The sequence below is a fragment of the Aestuariivirga litoralis genome, assembly GCF_015714715.1.
Taxonomy (GTDB): domain Bacteria; phylum Pseudomonadota; class Alphaproteobacteria; order Rhizobiales; family Aestuariivirgaceae; genus Aestuariivirga; species Aestuariivirga litoralis_A.
This window is the reverse complement of record NZ_WAHS01000001.1, coordinates 1-16,509: the sequence shown is the minus strand read 5'-3', so window position 1 is coordinate 16,509 and position 16,509 is coordinate 1. Positions and strand designations below refer to the sequence as shown.

Sequence of the window (16,509 nt, the reverse complement as noted above, 5' to 3'; positions counted from 1 at the left end):
GCGCCACTTGAATGTGGCGCACTTCGCAAGTTTTGTCGATCAGTTCTTGGACATGTAGTCAGCCATGTTGGCGGGGGTGACGAGCTGGAACGGAATGTAGACCTTGGCGTCGACCTTTTCGCCTTTCACAAGCTTGATGGCAGTGTCAACAGCGCCTTTTCCCTGACCAGCGGCATCCTGGAACACTGTGACATCGAGATCGCCAGCCTTCATGGTGGCAAGAGCTTCCTGAGTAGCGTCAATCCCGGCTACAATCACATCCTTCATATTCCAACCAGCAGCCTTCATGGCATTGATGGCACCGATCGCCATGTTGTCATTATTGGCAATCACGGCGGCAGGCTTCTTGCCGGCGGCAATCCAGTTGGTCATCAAGTCCTGGGCCTTCACAGGATCCCAAACAGCGGTTTGCTCATCCAGAATTTTCATGCCTTTGCACTCATCGGTGGCAATGACTTCATGAATGTCCTTGGTGCGTTGAACTGCGGCCTGGTTGCCAAGATCGCCGACCATGACGAGAATGTCGCCCTTGCCGCCCAGAAGCTTGCACACTTCCTTGGTTTCCAGTGTACCGGAGTCAGCTTCATTCGAAGCAACGAACGCGCCCTTGGGGCCAAGCTTGTCAACGTCGATGGGCTGACGATTGACATAGACAATCGGGATGCCGGCGTCGTTAGCCAACTTGGTCATTGGCACCGTGGCAGATGTGTCCACTGCATTCACGATAATTGCATCCACCTTGGCAGCAATGAAGTTTTGCACCTGCGAGAGTTGTTTCGACACATCGTTTTCTGCAATTTCAACCTGCACCGGCTGGCCGGCATCCTTGGCGGCCTTTTCAATGCCCTTCTGGAGGACGGTCAGGAACGTGTCGGTGTTGGCCATTGTAACGCCGATGTTGCCGGCAAAAGCTGTGCCGGACATCATGGCGATGGCGGCGGTGGCGAGAAGAAATTTTTTCATTTTGAGTGTAACTCCCTTTTATCGGGTGTCCGGCAGCACCCGTTCACTTGGCCGGAGTTCCCCAAGGGGGAATAAAAGTTGGCCTCAAATCCAAATGCCTTCCGGCAAACAGGTTGCGGCGCGTGTGGCCAAGTCATGAAGACAGGAATGTAAAACCATTTAACCCTCCCTTCCGCTCGTGCTTCTTTTGGCGCTTTGCGGTATCCCAAAATGGAAGATTTGGTGCATCTCGGGATAGTATTGGAAGGATTATTCTATTCTGGATCGGAGTCAACAAAGTGCTGCTGGCCGAGCCAATAACTATCAAAAACTATCATTGCGGACCAAGGCGCCTGTAGTTCAGATGTTTTCGCTGATGAAGATTTCGGCTGAAAACAGACGTGGTGGGAAATGCGGAATCTCAGGTGCAGAGCAAGCCTTCGCCATCATTTCCACCAGGAGCGAAGCCATGGGTACAACCGGGTGTCCGAGGCAAAGATCAATTGTGCCATCAATCAATGCAGTCCGGGTCATTTGCGTCAATTCGTTGCAGATGGCGACAATGTTCCGGTCACCACGTTTATCCCGGAGGGCTTTGATCAAACCGTCCTGCCCACCACCGCATGCATAGATGGCAACGAGGTCCGCACTTTTTTCAACCATGTGGGAAATGGCGTCATAGGCGATATGCTCATCGTCCAGATTGATGATGGCTTCCAGAACGGTAAAATGGGGAGCATGCTCGCGCATGTAGCTCCTGAAGCTGATCTCGGCCAAATCCTGATTAAGATAGCGATGACTGCCCAGCAGGATGCCAACTTGGCCCTGTCTTTTTGCCATACGACTGATTGTCCAGGCGGCAATGCGGCCAACTTTCCTCCCGTCCATGCCTATATGGCCGGATTTCATTTCTGTAGTCAGGTCACTTAACAGGGAGAATACAGGCTTTCCAGACTGGACCACGGTGTCGACAGCTTCATTTATAAGTGGATGATCAACAGCGACCACCGCCATGGCATCAACCTTCGGCGCCACCTCCCGAATTTTGGATGCTATGTAGCCGGGCGCCAATTCTTCCATGAATTCCACAATAGGCTTGCCCTCGATGTAGCTGGCCAATTTTGTAACATCCGCCAGCTCACGACCGAGTACCTGATAGAAGGCATCGCGCTTTTGCAGCAGGAAGCCAAACTTGCGCACGGGAGCTTCAGTCAACCTGCGCTTCAAGAGTCCCGTCGCATGATACCCAATGGCTTCCGCCGCTTGCACAACCCGTTGCGCGGTATCAGCGCGCACCGGCAATCGCCGATTCAGCACACGGTCGACGGTCGCCACGCTGACCCCAGCTTTCTTCGCCAAATCCGCTATCGTGGGTCGTGCAACCATCAGATGTTAGTCCCTCGAACGCCCCATAACACCTGACATATAATGATGCAATCTGATAGATTACGTCAGGAACCCTTTGCCCATCTGGAATTTTTATTCTAGCACCATCCATGAATAAGAGATCTGTTCCATGACCAAAGTTCACAAGCAACGCGACTATGGAATGCTGGGGCAAGATGCCAAGCTTGCCGAAGAGGCCGGCCTGAAGTCAGCCGAATGGTATCATTCTGAAGTGAGCCGCCAGGTCATGAAAGACCTGATGAAACGGACGGATGGTCCCGCCACGCGCGACACGATTGTATGGCTCGGTGCCATGGTGATCTTTGCCGCCTGGGCAATTTATATCTGGCCAAGCTGGTGGGCCGTCATTCCACTCCTCTGCTATGGCGTACTCTATGGATCAGCGACGGATTCTCGCTGGCATGAGTGTGGCCACGGCACCGCCTTCAAGACGCGCTGGATGAATAACGTCGTCTATCAAATCGCCTGTTTCATGATCATGCGCAATCCCACACGTTGGCGCTGGAGCCATACGCGTCACCACACCGATACCATTATCGTCGGGCTCGATCCCGAAATTGCGGTGATGCGGCCACCGGTTCTGTTCAAGGTCCTTGTCGCCTTCACCGGAATTCTCGATGCCTATGACGCATTGAAAATGATGCTCATCAACGTTGCGGGGATTGTGACTGATGAAGAAAAAACCTTCATACCCGAATCTGAATGGCCGAAAGTTATTTTCGTCGCCCGCGTGTGGATGCTTATCTATGTAGCAACCCTTGCGGCTTGTTTCTATTTCCAGTCCATCCTGCCGCTGCTTCTGGTGGGCCTGCCTCGGCTTTACGGCGCTTGGCATCATATTTTGACTGGTCTGATGCAGCATGGCGGGCTCGCCGATAATGTACTCGACCACCGCATGAATTCGCGTACCGTCTATATCAACCCGATCTCGCGCTTCATCTATTGGAACATGAACTATCATATTGAGCATCACATGTTCCCGATGGTGCCTTACCACGCACTGCCCAGACTGCATGAGATCATCAAGGGCGACCTCCCTGCCCCCTCACCCTCCATGGGAGCCGCCTATCGTGAGATGATTCCGGTCTGGTGGCGCCAATTCAAGGGCGAAGACTATTTCCTGTTGCGTGCTTTGCCGCCAACCGCGAAGCCCTATCGCCCAAGCCTCCATGGACAATCCGACCCCGCCAGCATCTTGGACAGCGCATCATGACCAATTGGGTGGAGGTTTGCGACAAGGATGACATCAATCAGGAAGATGTGATCCGCTTTGATCATGAGGGAAAGTCCTACGCGATCTATCGTTCACCCGATGACAAGTTCTACGCGACCGACGGGCTTTGCACGCATGAGCGCGTCCATCTCGCCGATGGGTTGGTGATGGACACCATCATCGAATGCCCCAAGCATAATGGCCGGTTTGACTACACCACGGGTGCAGCCAAGGGCGCGCCTGTTTGCGTGAACTTGAAAACATACCCTGTCAAAATCGAAAACTTGAAGATCTTCATCGCAATTGTCTGATCTGAAGCTCAAGGAAAATCATGGCCCGCAAACGCCCCACCATCGCCGATATCCGCGCCAACAAGGGCAAGGTTCAATATACCATGATGCGGACGGAAAGCTGGGATGAGCTTGCAGCCGCAGAAGCCGCCGGAATCGACATGGTATCCGTTCCACCAGAAATGATGATTGAGCCGCGATTTCGCGATGTCGGCCCCAGCCTGTTTGCAGTTCCAGGCATGAATTATTTCGAAGGCGGCAACACCGACTTCTTCATCGACTGGTCATTCAAAATGCTGAAGGCCGGTGCCGATGCCGTCTATTGCTCGGCCTCATTGCAAACCGTGAAACGTCTGGCCGAAGAGGCCGTTCCGGTCATCGGTCATGTTGGTTTGATTCCGTCCAAGGCCACTTGGACGGGCGGCTTCAAAGCCGTCGGTAAGACCGCTGCAAGCGCTAAACAGGTATTTGAGCAGGTCAAACGTTATGAAGAAGCTGGCGCATTCGGCGTTGAGATTGAAGTGGTGCCGCCGGAAGTGACCGCCGAAATATCGAAGCACACAGATCTGTTTCTGGTCTCCATGGGTGGCGGCTCAGGCGGCGATTGCCAATATCTGTTTGGCTGTGACGTGCTGGGTACCAATTCGGGCCATGTGCCCCGGCATGCCAAGAAATATGCAAATCTTGCAGCAGAATATGCGCGCATCCAGACGATGCGCGTGGATGCTTTCAAGTCTTTCGTGGCTGAGGTTCAATCGGGGGGCTGGCCGACCCCAGAGTATTTGGTTACGGCGCCCAAAGCCGAAATGGATGCTTTCAAGAAAATGCTGGCGGGCAAATAGCGAACAGAATGGGAGAGCTAATATGATCAGATTTGGCGTTATCGGCGCAGGCCGCATTGGCAAGGTGCATTCCAAGACCATCGCTTTGAATTCCAAGGCGAAGCTCAGCTATATCGCCGATGCCATGCCCGCGGCAGCGGAGGCTCTGGCTGCGCAATATGGTGCCAAGGTCGCGTCCGTTGACGAGATCATGAAGGCAAAGGATGTCGATGCGGTATTGATCGGCTCTCCGACAGGTTTTCACGCTGAGCAGATCCAGGCGGCTTCCAACAATGGCAAGTCGATCATGTGCGAGAAGCCGGTGTCGCTGTCCGTGGAGCTGATCGAGCAGACCCTGAAAGTGGTGGAGAAGAACAAGTCAACCTTGATGATTGGCTTTAACCGGCGCTTTGACCCTAATTTCGGCGAGCTGGAACAACGCATCCGCAAGGGTGTGATCGGCGATGTGGAACTGGTGACTGTGATCTCGCGTGATCCCAATCCCCCGCCTGCTGACTATGTCAAAGGCTCAGGCGGCTTGTTCCGGGACATGATGATCCATGATCTCGACATGGCGCGCTTTCTGATGGGCGAAGAATTCGTGGTGGTGCATGCCTTGGGTTCCGCCCTGGTTGACAAGGCCATTGGCGTGGCCGGTGACGTTGATACGGCGGCTGTTCAAATGCAGACGGCCTCGGGCCGCATTGCGGTCATCACCAATTCCAGGCGCGCCACCTATGGCTATGACCAGCGCATGGAGGTTCATGGTTCAAAGGGCATGCTTTCCGCCCGCAATGTGCACAATACCACGGTTGAAGTTCACAATGCTGAAGGCACCAAAGCTGATCCCATTCAGAACTTCTTCCTTGAGCGTTATGGCGCGGCCTATGCCCATGAGCTCAATACCTTCATCGCTGCTGTTGAATCCGGCGACCGCAATCCCAAACCTTCAGGCTTTGATGGCTTGCAGGCCCAGAAACTCGCTGACGCTGCCACTGTGTCCTGGCAGACGGGCAAGCCTGTGAAGGTGGCGTGAAGTGGTGGGTATGAATATGAATATGAAACACGAAATCCATTTCGCATTGAATCACATCACCGCACCCCGGTTGGATGCTAAAGAGTTCATCGATCTCGCGGCGCGGCTGGGCTGTAGCGGAATTGAGCTTCGCAATGATCTCTCCGACAAGAAACTTGCAGATCGCGCCTTCTTTGACGGCAGAGATCCCGCAGAGATTGGCGCCTACGCGCTGACGAAAAATGTCAAGTTGTTGGGCCTCTCGGAAGTTTACGGCTTTAATCGCTGGTCAGATACCATTCGCGTGAAAGTGGAGCGGCTAATTAAAGAGGCTCAACAAAGCGGGGCCCAGTCCATTTCGCTGATCCCCTCCAATGACGGGAAAGTGGAATCGGATGATTCGAGGATTTCCGGATTGCATTTTGCGCTCACGCAAATTCTGCCTCTCTTGAAGACGTCAGGCTTGATTGCGCTCGTCGAGCCCCTGGGGTTCAGCACGTCCTCATTGCGCCGCAAGCGCGAAGCAATCGAGGCGTTTAAGGCTGTGGGAGGAGAAGCGCACTACAAGCTTGTGCATGACACGTTCCATCATCACCTTGCAAACGAGACAGAGTTCTTCCCGGAGGAGACGGGTATTGTGCATATCTCTGGGGTTGTCGATGCCAGTGTCGGCATAGACCAGATGCGCGACGAACACAGGATACTGGTGACATCAGACGACAGGCTCGGGAACATTGAACAGATTAAAAAACTCTTGGCCCGTGGCTACAAAGGTGCGTTCTCATATGAATGTTTTGCACCATCGGTTCATTCGAATGCGAATCTCGAGCGTGAACTAAAGACGAGTTTTGACGCCATGCAAACCGCGCTGGACAAGGTTTCTGCCGCCTCCTGAACGGTCGTTACATCAAACTGTCCTGACGATTGACAGCTTGTTATCTAACGCTCAAATGCGCAAAGAACTAATCGCATTGAATGTGTGAAATCTGACAGGCCAAAATTGCCGCGAACATCCATGCCGCCAATTGACGTCAAGCCGCCCAGCCGGAACATAACGGCCAGGCAGGTGGCTGATCGCGCCGGGGTGTCGATCTCCGCCGTGTCGCGCGCCTTCACCGATGGGGCAAGTGTAGCTCCCGCCACGCGCGAAATAATCATGAAGGCCGCCCGCGCCCTGGGATACCAGCCCAACGCCATGGCGCGCAGCCTGATGACGGGACGAACCGAATTGATCGGCCTTGTCTCCAACAATTTCGACAATCCTGCCTTCATGGAAATTTTCGATCTGTTCACGAGGCGACTGCAGGACCATGGTCTGAGGCCCCTGCTCGCCAATCTCTCCGGCAATTCCGATCCGCAAAAGGCCATTGCAATGCTTCGGCAATACAGCGTGGATTGCGTGATCATCGCTTCTTCCACTGTATCGCCTGCCTTCATCAAAGGCTGCCTTTCGGCGAGCATCCCGCTGGTTCATGCTTTCGGAAGGCCCTCGACCAAACACCCAAAGCACGTGGTGGGGGCTGACAATGCGCAGGGCGGCAAACTCGCCGCTGAAATCATGCTGGATCACGGCTATCGCAAGCTGGCTTTCCTCGGCGGGCCACAAACTGCAAGTTCAACGGCCGATCGTTTGCGAGGCTTCCGTGCGGGATTAAGAGACAAGGGCATTGTTCCCATCGCCGAGGTTTTTGGTGAATCCTACTCGCACCAGAGCGGACGAGACACGATGCTGCAGCTTTTGAACGACAAGAAGATCGAAGCCGTTTTCTGCGGGGATGACATCTTGGCCATCGGCGCGCTTGATGCCTGCAAGGAGCGCGGCCTTTCAGTGCCGGGGGATGTGGGCGTTCTCGGTTTCAATGATATCGCGTTGGCCTCATGGGCTGCTTACAACCTGTCTACCATCCGCCAGCCCATTGCTGAGATCATTGTCGCCGCCGTTGAGCGATCCATCGAACTCGTCGCCGATCATGCGCTAGAACCAGAGACGAAATATTTCGCCTGCGAAGCTGTGTCGCGTGGCACCTTGCGGCAGCTTTAGCTTCGCAAGCTGGGCGGCCGCGCGTCCGTCCAGGCACCACCTGCTTTGGCGGATTCAACCGAAGCCTTGATCGCGGCAATCGACCGCAAACCATCAACAGCCGTTGGGAAATGCAGCGCCAGCGGATTGGCCGCTGACTTGTTCTTTCGCGCTTCAATCACCTCGGCAAGATCAGCATAAATATTGGCAAAGGCCACCAGCATGCCTTCCGAATGGCCAGTGGCAATGCGCGTTGCACGCTCTGCATCAGCAGAAAGGCCGCCCATGCCACGCTCGATCTTTTCGGTACGGCCATTGAGCGGCGTCCAATAGAGTTGGTCGGGCCATTGCTGCGCCCAGCGCAGGCCACCCTTCTCCCCAAAGACCCTGATGTTGAAACCATGGAAACTTCCAACGGCCACAGAGCTCGTCCAAAGCCTGACCGTTGTTCCGCCATCCATACGCACATTCACCATGGCATCATCTTCCAGCTTGCGGCTGGAAATGGTGGACACGAAATCGGCTGAAAGTTCACGTGCATTCTGGCCGGACACAAAGCTGGCCATATGCAAGGCATGAATGCCGCAATCAGCGAATTGCCCAGAAATTCCAGCTTGGGCCGGATCATAGCGCCAACGCATGCGCGGGTTATCGGCATCGCTCGCATCGGCATGAAAGCCGTGCGAGAATTCAACAACAATGAGGCGCACCTTGCCAAGATCGCCACGTGCAGTCATGGCCCGCATGTGGCGCACCAGAGCATATCCTGTGTAGCCGTAGTTCACGGCGCAGATGGCCCCTGTCCGTTTGGCTGTCGCCGCAATATCCTCGGCTTCATCAACCGTCACAGTCATCGGCTTCTCGCAGAGCACATGAATGCCGGCTTCGAGAAAAGCCTTGGTGATTTGATAGTGCGTTGAATTGGGCGTGGCAACGGTCACAAGATCGATGCGGTCTTGGCGAGACTTCTCACCCGCCAGCATCTCCTTCCAATCACCATAAGCGCGGTCTGGCGCAACGCCCAGACGGATGGCAAAGTCCCTGCCCTTCACGGGATCAACATCGAGTGCGCCTGCTTTCAATTCGAAGCGCGCATCGAGTGCTGAACTGATGCGATGCACCGGTCCGATCTGGCTGCCTTCGCCGCCGCCAATCATGCCCCAACTGAAACGTGCCATGCTCACTCCTGGAATCAAAAACCAATCGAACGAAGATAATCGCGATTGGCGCGTGCATCATCAACAGGGCTGGTTGGCCCGGCAGGGTCACAATCCTGCTCGACCGTGCACCATCCATCATAGCCTGTGTCAAGCAACAGCTTCTTCACGGCTTTGAAATCCGTCGTGCCCTTGCCGAGATTGCAGAAGATGCCCTGCCCGCAGGCCTTGTAGAAATCTGTGCGCTTGGCCACTACATCGGCTTTCACAACAGGATCAATATCCTTGAAGTGAACATAGCTCAGTCTCTCCCGGTGCCGCTTCATGAAAGCGACAGGATCAAAGCCAGCATAATGCGAATGGCCATTATCGAGACAAAGCTTAAGGAATGACGGATCGATCTCACCGAGCAGGCGTTCGACCTCCGCCTCGAAATCCATGAAGCCCGCGGCATGGGGATGAAGAGAGACCGTGAGGCCAAATTCTTGAGTGCCCATTTTTGCAATATCGCGAAAGCGCGAGGCAAAGCCTTGCCATTCGGCTTTCGACATGGGCTCTGCTTCATCAGGGCGGCCAGCCGTCGGTGCGCGTCGCGGCGAAATGGAATCGATCAACACAAGGTGCCTGGCGCCATGGGCCACGAGGGACTTGCAGGTGCGGATCGAAGCCTGCTTCACATCATCCCATTGCGCCGCATCATGGAACGGTCGAAAAACCACGCCGCCGATCAATGTCAGCTCCCGGGCTGCAAGTGCGTCCCCCAGAAGAGCGGGGTCCTCAGGCATGAATCCGATCGGCCCAAGCTCAATGCCATCATAGCCTGCCGCTTTGCATTCATCGAGAACGCGCGTCCAAGGCGGATTGCGTGCGTCATCAGCAAACTCCACGCCCCAGGAACAGGGCGCATTTCCAATTTTGATCGTCATATCGAAAACTCACACATCTGAAATTTCAACCCAGCATCGCCCTTCATGGGAGCGCCAGCCAGCCTCAATGATCTGATTGACCAGCATGCCATCACGAAATGTCGGCCAGCGTGACTTGCCTTCATGGATGGACTGCACGAAATCGCGCGCCTCGATGATGATCTGATCCTGATAGCCCGTGCCATGGCCAGGCCCGAGGCAGAAAGGCTTGTAGTCTGGGTGCAAGGGACCAGTCAGAATCTTGGCAAAGCCCCTGCGGTCTTGCGAACCATCCGCGCGGTAAAGCCACAGGGCGTTCTGGTCTTCCTGATCAAAGCGGATGGAGCCTTTGGTGCCGTAGATCTCATAGGCATACCCCATCTTGCGCCCCGTCGCGATCCGGCTGATGAACAGTTGGCCCATCGCGCCATTGGCAAAGCGACACAACAATGCGCTTTGGTCATCATTGGTCACGGGAATTCCGCCCCGCGTCTTGTGGACGGTGGCAATGTCAGCCACAAGTGAAGTAATGGGGCCGACGAGAGCCAACGCAGCGTTGATGATATGCGGCGCAAGGTCTCCCATGTTGCCATTGGCCCGTCCCTCGGTGCGCCAGTCACCAGGCAAGGAAGCATCGCTCAGAAAATCTTCAGTGTGTTCGGCGCGCAGGAATGTGATCTCGCCGATCTCACCGCCCGCAATGATTTGGCGCGCCAGTTGCGAGGCCGGGGTGCGGATATAGTTGAAGCCAACCATGTTAATGCAGTTGCTTTTCTCCGCTGCAGCAACCATCGCGCGGCTCTGCTCGAGGCCCAGCCCTAGAGGCTTTTCACATAAAACATGTTTGCCGCGGGCGAAGGCCGCCAGCGCGATTTCGCAATGAGTGTCCTGCGGGCTTGCAATGACGATCGCTTGAACTGAAGGATCATCAATCAGATTGCGCCAATCCGCCGTAGATTTCTTAAAGCCAAACTGCCGAGCCTTGTATGCAGCACCCTTTTCCGTTGTCGTGCAAACCACCTCAAGCGAAGGTCGAAGTGCTGTATCAAAGACCGCCGCGACAGCACCCATCGCCACGGCATGGGCCTTGCCCATATACCCGCCCCCGATGATTCCGATGCCAATCTGCGTCACCAACGATTCCTTTTTGCAAGCGCTTGCAAGCTGAGTAAACACGAGCTAGTCTTCAACGTCAAGCCCAGTTGGAGATCGCCATGCAACACACGTCCCGCACTGTCCACTTGACGACTGCTCAAGCCCTCGTGCGCCATTTGGCCAATCAGTTCATTGAGATTGATGGGGTGAAGCAGAGACTTTGCGGCGGTGGTTTTGGGATTTTCGGGCATGGCAATGTGATTTGCCTGGGCGAAGCCTTGCACGAATACAAGCGCGAGCTGCCTCTTTGGCGGGGCCAGAACGAACAATCAATGGCGCTCGCTGCTGTGGCCTATGCCAAGCAGAAGCTGCGTCGCCGCTTCATGTTTGCTACGGCCTCTGCTGGCCCCGGAACCACCAACATGGTCACAGCCGCAGCCGTTGCCCATACCAACCGATTGCCAATTCTATTCCTGTGCGGCGACACTTACGTCAGCCGCCTGCCTGATCCTGTGCTGCAGCAAGTGGAACACTTCAACGATCCCACCGTAACCGTGAATGACGCATTCAAAAGTGTCACCCGCTTTTGGGACCGCATCGTTCACTCCGCACAAATCATCCAGTCACTTCCCAAGGCCATTGCAACGATGCTCGATCCTGCAGATTGCGGCCCGGTATTTCTGGGCCTGCCACAGGATGATGTGCAAGGCTGGAGCTATGATTATCCCGAAGAATTCTTCGCCGAATGCGTCCATCACATCCGCCGCCAGCAACCTGATCACACGGAAATTGCCATGGCAGCCAAACTTCTGAAGGCCGCGAAGCGACCCGTCATCATCGCCGGGGGTGGCGTGCAATATTCAGGCGCCACGGCCGAGCTTCTGCATTTTGCCGAGACCCACAACATTCCTGTTGTTGAAACCATTGCCGGACGCGCCAATCTCGTTCACGGGCAAACCCTGAACATCGGCCCCATTGGCGTCACCGGGTCCAACAGCGCCAACGCCATTGCCGCAGAGGCGGATTGCATTCTGGCTGTAGGCACGAGGCTGCAGGATTTTACAACGGGGTCTTGGACGGCCTTTGATCGGGATGCCCGCATCATTTCCATCAATGTCGGCCGTTTCGATGCGACCAAGCATATGTCCCTGCCGGTGGTGGGCGATGCGTTGCTCTCGTTGATCAAGCTTTCCCAGGCGTTGGGCGAATACCGCGTCGCTGATGAATGGGTTTCCCATGCGGATCAGGAACGCAAGGCTTGGGACCAATATGTTGATGGCAATATCAGTCCCAAATTGCCGACAGGCAGCAACCGGCCAATGTCCTATGCGCAGGTGATCGGGGCTGTGAACAGCCTGTGCCACCCGCGTGACCGGGTTGTTGCGGCAGCGGGCGGGCTTCCGGCAGAAGTTGCCGCGAACTGGCGAACCCTGTCCACCGGGTCCGTTGATGTTGAGTTTGGCTATTCCTGCATGGGTTATGAAATTGCCGGTGGCTGGGGTGCGCGCATTGCACAGATGGAAACTGAGCCCGAGCGCGACACCATCATCTTCACGGGCGATGGGTCCTACCTGATGATGAATTCCGACATTTATTCTTCCGTGCTCAATGGCAGGAAGCTAATTATCATTGTCTGCGACAATGGTGGCTTTGCCGTCATCAACAAATTGCAAAATAACACAGGCAATGTGTCCTTCAACAATCTGATCGCAGACTGCAACATCGAGACCGAACCCTTTGCCGTCGATTTTTCCTCCCACGCCAAAGCGATGGGCGCTGCGGCAGAAGATGTTTTTTCAATCGATGAGGTAAAGCATGCGTTCAAGCGGGCTCAGGCCTCGCAGAAGACCTATGTCATTTGCCTCAAGGTTGATGCTCATGAGGGCTGGAGCAATGAAGGACATACGTGGTGGGAGATCGGTACACCCTCGGTATCCAATCGCCCCGAAGTTCTCAAAGCCCGCGCCGATGTCGAAGCGGGCCGAAGCCGCCAGCGACAGGGTGTTTGAAGCATGTTGGAATGTCTGGCGCAGAACAAGTTTCTCGTCATCGGCCGGGCCGGCATGGACCTCTATGCCGATCCTCCAGGGACCGAAATTGAGGACGCGCTGAAATTTAGCGCAGCCCTCGGCGGGTCTGCTGCCAATATCGCCGTCGCCATTTCAAAACAGGGCGGGAACACGGCCCTGCTCACCGCAGTGTCAAATGATGCCGTGGGCCGCTATACGTTGAAGGCACTGACCTCTTATGGCGTCGACACGCGCTTCATCAAACAAGTGGGGGGTGAAGCGCGAAACTCTCTGGCAGTTGTGGAAACCCGCGCAGTCCATTGCCAGTCGGTGATCTATCGCAATGGTGCTGCTGACTTTGAAGTGACCAAAGCCGATGCAGCCGCAATCAATTATTCTGAGTTTGCCGCCCTCATCGTGACGGGAACCGCCCTCGCCCGTGAACCTTCGCGCAGCGCCACCCTGGAGGCCATGACATTGGCAGACAAGGCCGGTCTCGTCTTGATCATCGACATTGACTACCGCCCCTATTCCTGGAGCTCAAAAGAGGACGCACGCGACATCTGCCGTGCAGCAGCAGAACTCTGCGACATCATCATCGGCAATGACGAGGAATTCGCGGTGTTAAACGGTGCCGATGACGGGCGCGACCTTGCTCAGCAAATGGCGACCAAAACCAGCCGCATCGTCGTTTACAAAATGGGCGAAAAAGGCGCGATCACCTTTTCAGGCGGCACAGACTTTGCAACCCCGGTGTTCTCCGTGTCCGCGCTCAAACCCACCGGCGCTGGAGATGGCTTCATGGGTGGTTTCATATCGGGTCTCGTGGCCGGCGATCCCCTGCCACAGGCCGTGAAACGCGGTGCCGCAACGGCAGCCCTTGTGGTTACACGCGTGGGCTGCGCGCCCGCCATGCCCGACACCGCAGAAGTCTTGTCATTCATTAGCCAACGATCCGCATAAGGGAACAATCATGCATATCCCGCCCCACGATAACCAGAACCGGCCCATTGTTGATATTGGCGATGCGCGTGTTCCGCTGAACTATTTCAACATTGTGAACCTTATGGAGGGGCAATCATTTGAATACCAGGTACCGGGATATGAAACCGCCGTGGTGCCTGCAACGGGAGCTGTAGACGTCACGATTGGGGGTGAAGTCTTTGAAGCGATTGGAAACCGCGGTGTTGATGTGTGGGATGGCGAGCCTGAGGGGGCCTATGCACCAACGGCATCCAAGGTTCGAATTGTCTGCACATCAGCAAAAGCCGAAGTCTTTATCGCCGGAGCCCGCTTCGATGGCGTGCTTACGCCTTTCGCAGTCCGAAGCGCCGACATCGACAAAATCCAATATGGCTCTGATGACACGAAAACCCATCGCAAGATCAAACATATTCTCGGCACGAAATATCATGGCAGGGTGGGCCGGTTGCTGGTCTCGGAATTGTTCACGGTGGGCCAAGGAGGCTGGTCTGGCTTTCCACCGCATAAGCACGACACTGATCGCGGCCTTCTCGAAACGCGCCATGATGAGACATATAATTTCCGTTTCCGCCCCAACCATGGCTTTGGCTTGCAGCTTGTGCAACGCGAGGACGGGGTGGTGGGCGAGGCTTATCACCTCATGGATCGCTCAACCGTCGTCCTTGAAAAGGGCTATCATCCGTGCGTGGCAGCACCTGGCTATGAAATGTATTATTTCACGATTCTTGGCGGGCTCAGCCAACGTTCGCTGATCCAGTTCTTCCAGCCAACGCACGCCTATCAGGTTGAAACCATTCCGGGCATCAAAGACATGATTGCCAAATTCAAATGACGGTCGCGACACTCAATGATGTGCTGCTCCCAGCCATCGAAGGACACTATGCAGTTGCGGGGCTGGTGGTTCTCGGCTGGGAAGACGCCAGAGCTTTTGTCGAGGCCGCAGAGGAAACGGGCCTGCCGGTCATCCTGCAGGCGGGGCCTGGCTGTCGGAAATACACCCCGGTTCCAATTCTCGGCAAAATGTTCCGCCATCTCGCGGAACAGGCAAGCGTGCCAGTGGTCTGCCACATTGATCATGCCTGTACCCTTGAAGAATGCCGTGTAGGCATCGACAGCGGTTTCAGTTCCGTGATGATTGATGGCTCAATGCTCCTGCTTGATGAAAACATCGCACTGACCTCCAGCGTTGTCGAACTCGCCAAAGCCAGCAAAGTGTCGGTTGAAGGAGAAGTTGGAGTTGTGGGCTATTCCAACGGCTCTGTATCGGAACACACCTTACCTGCAGAAGCCTCAAGATTTGAGCACGAGACGGGTGTGGACGCGCTAGCCATATCCATCGGCAATGTGCATCTTCAAACCGACAAGGTCGCAGACATCGATCTCTCGGCGCTGCAGGCCATCGAGGCCGTGACGCGGGTTCCCCTTGTGCTGCATGGGGGAAGCGGTATTCCAGCGGCCACGCGCCGCAATCTCGCTGCCACGCGCCGCATCAAGAAATTCAATATCGGAACTGAACTCCGGATGTCATTTGGCCAATCCCTGAGGGCATCCTTGGCCGATCAATCCGACGAGTTTGACAGGATAAAGCTCCTGCAGCCAACAATCAGTGCTTCGCGCCTCGCAGCTTGCGTCGTCATGAGAGAACTTTATCTTCCCAGGATCTGAGCGAAATTTCACTTACTCCAATATGCCAAAGTTCAATCCGTAGGTCATCTAACGTCAACGACTGATCAGAACGGTTCTGCGGTGGGAGAAATATTTTATTTCAGGCAATGGTCCCCAGCTTGCTGATTGCAGCGCCTCACGTCTTCACCGACCCTACTGTCAAGGAGCTGCCGAAATAGGTCTCCCAGTTTTGGCATAGCGCCGATTATGTAACCGGCCGGCCCTCGTACTGAGCGCGTCTACTGACCTTCCATAACCACCCATTATGCGAATTGCTAAGTCAACCCAACGAAGCCGCTTGAACCTTGTCGCCAATGAAATCCAGTGGAGCATGTTCACAGATAAAGCCCGCGTAAGGCCCGCCAAAACGCGAGGTTTTCAACATCACTGGGCGGAGAGCTCTCGCCGCCCTTCACAAAGCACCGAAGTTCCGGCAGGAAAATAGGTAGACTAAGATTTCAAGCAATTCGTAGGAATAAATGGTGGGCGGTACAGGGATCGAACCTGTGACCCTTACCATGTCAAGGTAAGCGGGTTTTGTTATCCTATTGATTTTATTATTGAACTCAAGAGCCTTGTACTCTAATCGTTCGCGATCAGTTCACCTGTATCATGGGCATTTCATGGGCGTGTTCCGCATCCTGTTTCTGGCACTGGCATTCTGCGCAAGCAATCCTGCGCGTGCCCAGGACATCTGGGTGCCTGATGGCGACACGCTGCATCTCGATCGCAAGCCCATCCGCCTTGAGGGCATCGATGCGCCTGAGATGGGCCAGACCTGCCGCACAGAGGATGGCCACGCCTTTGATTGTGGCGCGCTGGCCAGGCGGGCCTTGCTGAAGATCTTGAAGGCCGGTCCCATCACCTGCTCTGCCGCTGGCACCGATCTCTACGCCCGCACACTGGGCCATTGCCGCGCCGGCGGCGTGGATGTGAATCAGGCCATGGTGGCGCGTGGCTTTGCGCGCGCTTATGTCAGATATTCA

Annotated in this window: 16 protein-coding genes; 11 read left to right on the top strand and 5 right to left on the bottom strand. The window is 55.2% G+C overall.

Translation table 11 applies throughout. The features are described 5' to 3' along the window. Positions 1-39: 39 nt before the first annotated feature. Positions 40-963 (bottom strand): sugar ABC transporter substrate-binding protein, encoded by a 924-nt coding sequence (locus tag F8B91_RS00080; protein ID WP_196501649.1) that lies wholly within the window; start codon positions 961-963, stop codon positions 40-42. Positions 964-1,302: 339 nt separating this feature from the next. After that, entirely contained in the window at positions 1,303-2,301 is a 999-nt protein-coding gene (locus F8B91_RS00075) for a LacI family DNA-binding transcriptional regulator (protein ID WP_196501648.1), read from the bottom strand. 157 nt (positions 2,302-2,458) lie between these two features. Between F8B91_RS00075 and F8B91_RS00070 the strand changes: the two genes are divergently transcribed. The 6 genes from F8B91_RS00070 (at position 2,459) to F8B91_RS00045 (ending at position 7,729) form a co-directional block, all read left to right on the top strand. Then, complete coding sequence (locus F8B91_RS00070; RefSeq protein ID WP_196501647.1) at positions 2,459-3,562, top strand: fatty acid desaturase family protein; 1,104 nt, start codon at positions 2,459-2,461, stop codon at positions 3,560-3,562. Continuing rightward, positions 3,556-3,873: a MocE family 2Fe-2S type ferredoxin gene (locus tag F8B91_RS00065; protein WP_196503841.1), complete on the top strand. Its 318-nt coding sequence runs from the start codon at positions 3,556-3,558 to the stop codon at positions 3,871-3,873. Before F8B91_RS00070 ends, F8B91_RS00065 begins: the two co-directional genes overlap by 7 nt. Positions 3,874-3,893: 20 nt before the next feature. Further along, positions 3,894-4,694 carry a 3-methyl-2-oxobutanoate hydroxymethyltransferase gene (locus F8B91_RS00060; protein WP_196501646.1) on the top strand — a complete coding sequence of 267 codons (801 nt, stop codon included), beginning with the start codon at positions 3,894-3,896 and terminating at the stop codon, positions 4,692-4,694. 22 nt (positions 4,695-4,716) lie between these two features. Continuing rightward, a complete protein-coding gene (gene iolG / locus F8B91_RS00055) occupies positions 4,717-5,709 on the top strand; it encodes an inositol 2-dehydrogenase (protein ID WP_196501645.1) in 993 nt (330 codons plus the stop codon). 22 nt (positions 5,710-5,731) lie between these two features. After that, on the top strand, positions 5,732-6,583 hold the full coding sequence (locus F8B91_RS00050) for a TIM barrel protein (RefSeq protein ID WP_210324309.1): 852 nt from the start codon (positions 5,732-5,734) through the stop codon (positions 6,581-6,583). Between the two features lie 120 nt (positions 6,584-6,703). Further along, entirely contained in the window at positions 6,704-7,729 is a 1,026-nt protein-coding gene (locus F8B91_RS00045; RefSeq protein ID WP_196501644.1) for a LacI family DNA-binding transcriptional regulator, read from the top strand. Here F8B91_RS00045 and F8B91_RS00040 read toward each other — a convergent pair. The 3 genes from F8B91_RS00040 to F8B91_RS00030 are packed head-to-tail and all read right to left on the bottom strand — an operon-like array spanning position 7,726 to position 10,904. After that, complete coding sequence (locus F8B91_RS00040) at positions 7,726-8,886, bottom strand: Gfo/Idh/MocA family protein (protein WP_196501643.1); 1,161 nt, start codon at positions 8,884-8,886, stop codon at positions 7,726-7,728. The genes F8B91_RS00045 and F8B91_RS00040 overlap by 4 nt on opposite strands. Before the next feature lie 14 nt (positions 8,887-8,900). Beyond that, entirely contained in the window at positions 8,901-9,791 is an 891-nt protein-coding gene (locus F8B91_RS00035; protein WP_196501642.1) for a sugar phosphate isomerase/epimerase family protein, read from the bottom strand. Positions 9,792-9,800: 9 nt separating this feature from the next. Next, entirely contained in the window at positions 9,801-10,904 is a 1,104-nt protein-coding gene (locus tag F8B91_RS00030) for a Gfo/Idh/MocA family protein (protein ID WP_196501641.1), read from the bottom strand. 80 nt (positions 10,905-10,984) lie between these two features. Between F8B91_RS00030 and iolD the strand changes: the two genes are divergently transcribed. From iolD to F8B91_RS00005, 5 genes are all read left to right on the top strand, one after another. Then, positions 10,985-12,874: a 3D-(3,5/4)-trihydroxycyclohexane-1,2-dione acylhydrolase (decyclizing) gene (gene iolD / locus F8B91_RS00025; RefSeq protein WP_196501640.1), complete on the top strand. Its 1,890-nt coding sequence runs from the start codon at positions 10,985-10,987 to the stop codon at positions 12,872-12,874. 3 nt (positions 12,875-12,877) lie between these two features. Continuing rightward, complete coding sequence (gene iolC, locus F8B91_RS00020) at positions 12,878-13,837, top strand: 5-dehydro-2-deoxygluconokinase (protein ID WP_246714926.1); 960 nt, start codon at positions 12,878-12,880, stop codon at positions 13,835-13,837. After that, positions 13,737-14,690, top strand: coding sequence for a 5-deoxy-glucuronate isomerase (locus F8B91_RS00015; RefSeq protein ID WP_348641694.1), 954 nt, complete (start codon positions 13,737-13,739; stop codon positions 14,688-14,690). Before iolC ends, F8B91_RS00015 begins: the two co-directional genes overlap by 101 nt. Next, the gene (locus tag F8B91_RS00010; RefSeq protein WP_196501638.1) at positions 14,687-15,523 is read left to right on the top strand and encodes a class II fructose-bisphosphate aldolase; all 837 of its coding nucleotides are present in this window, start codon (positions 14,687-14,689) and stop codon (positions 15,521-15,523) included. The genes F8B91_RS00015 and F8B91_RS00010 overlap by 4 nt, the downstream gene beginning before the upstream one ends. A gap of 623 nt (positions 15,524-16,146) precedes the next feature. Continuing rightward, positions 16,147-16,509 (top strand): thermonuclease family protein (locus tag F8B91_RS00005; RefSeq protein WP_196501637.1); only part of this gene is annotated, 363 nt, incomplete at its 3' end.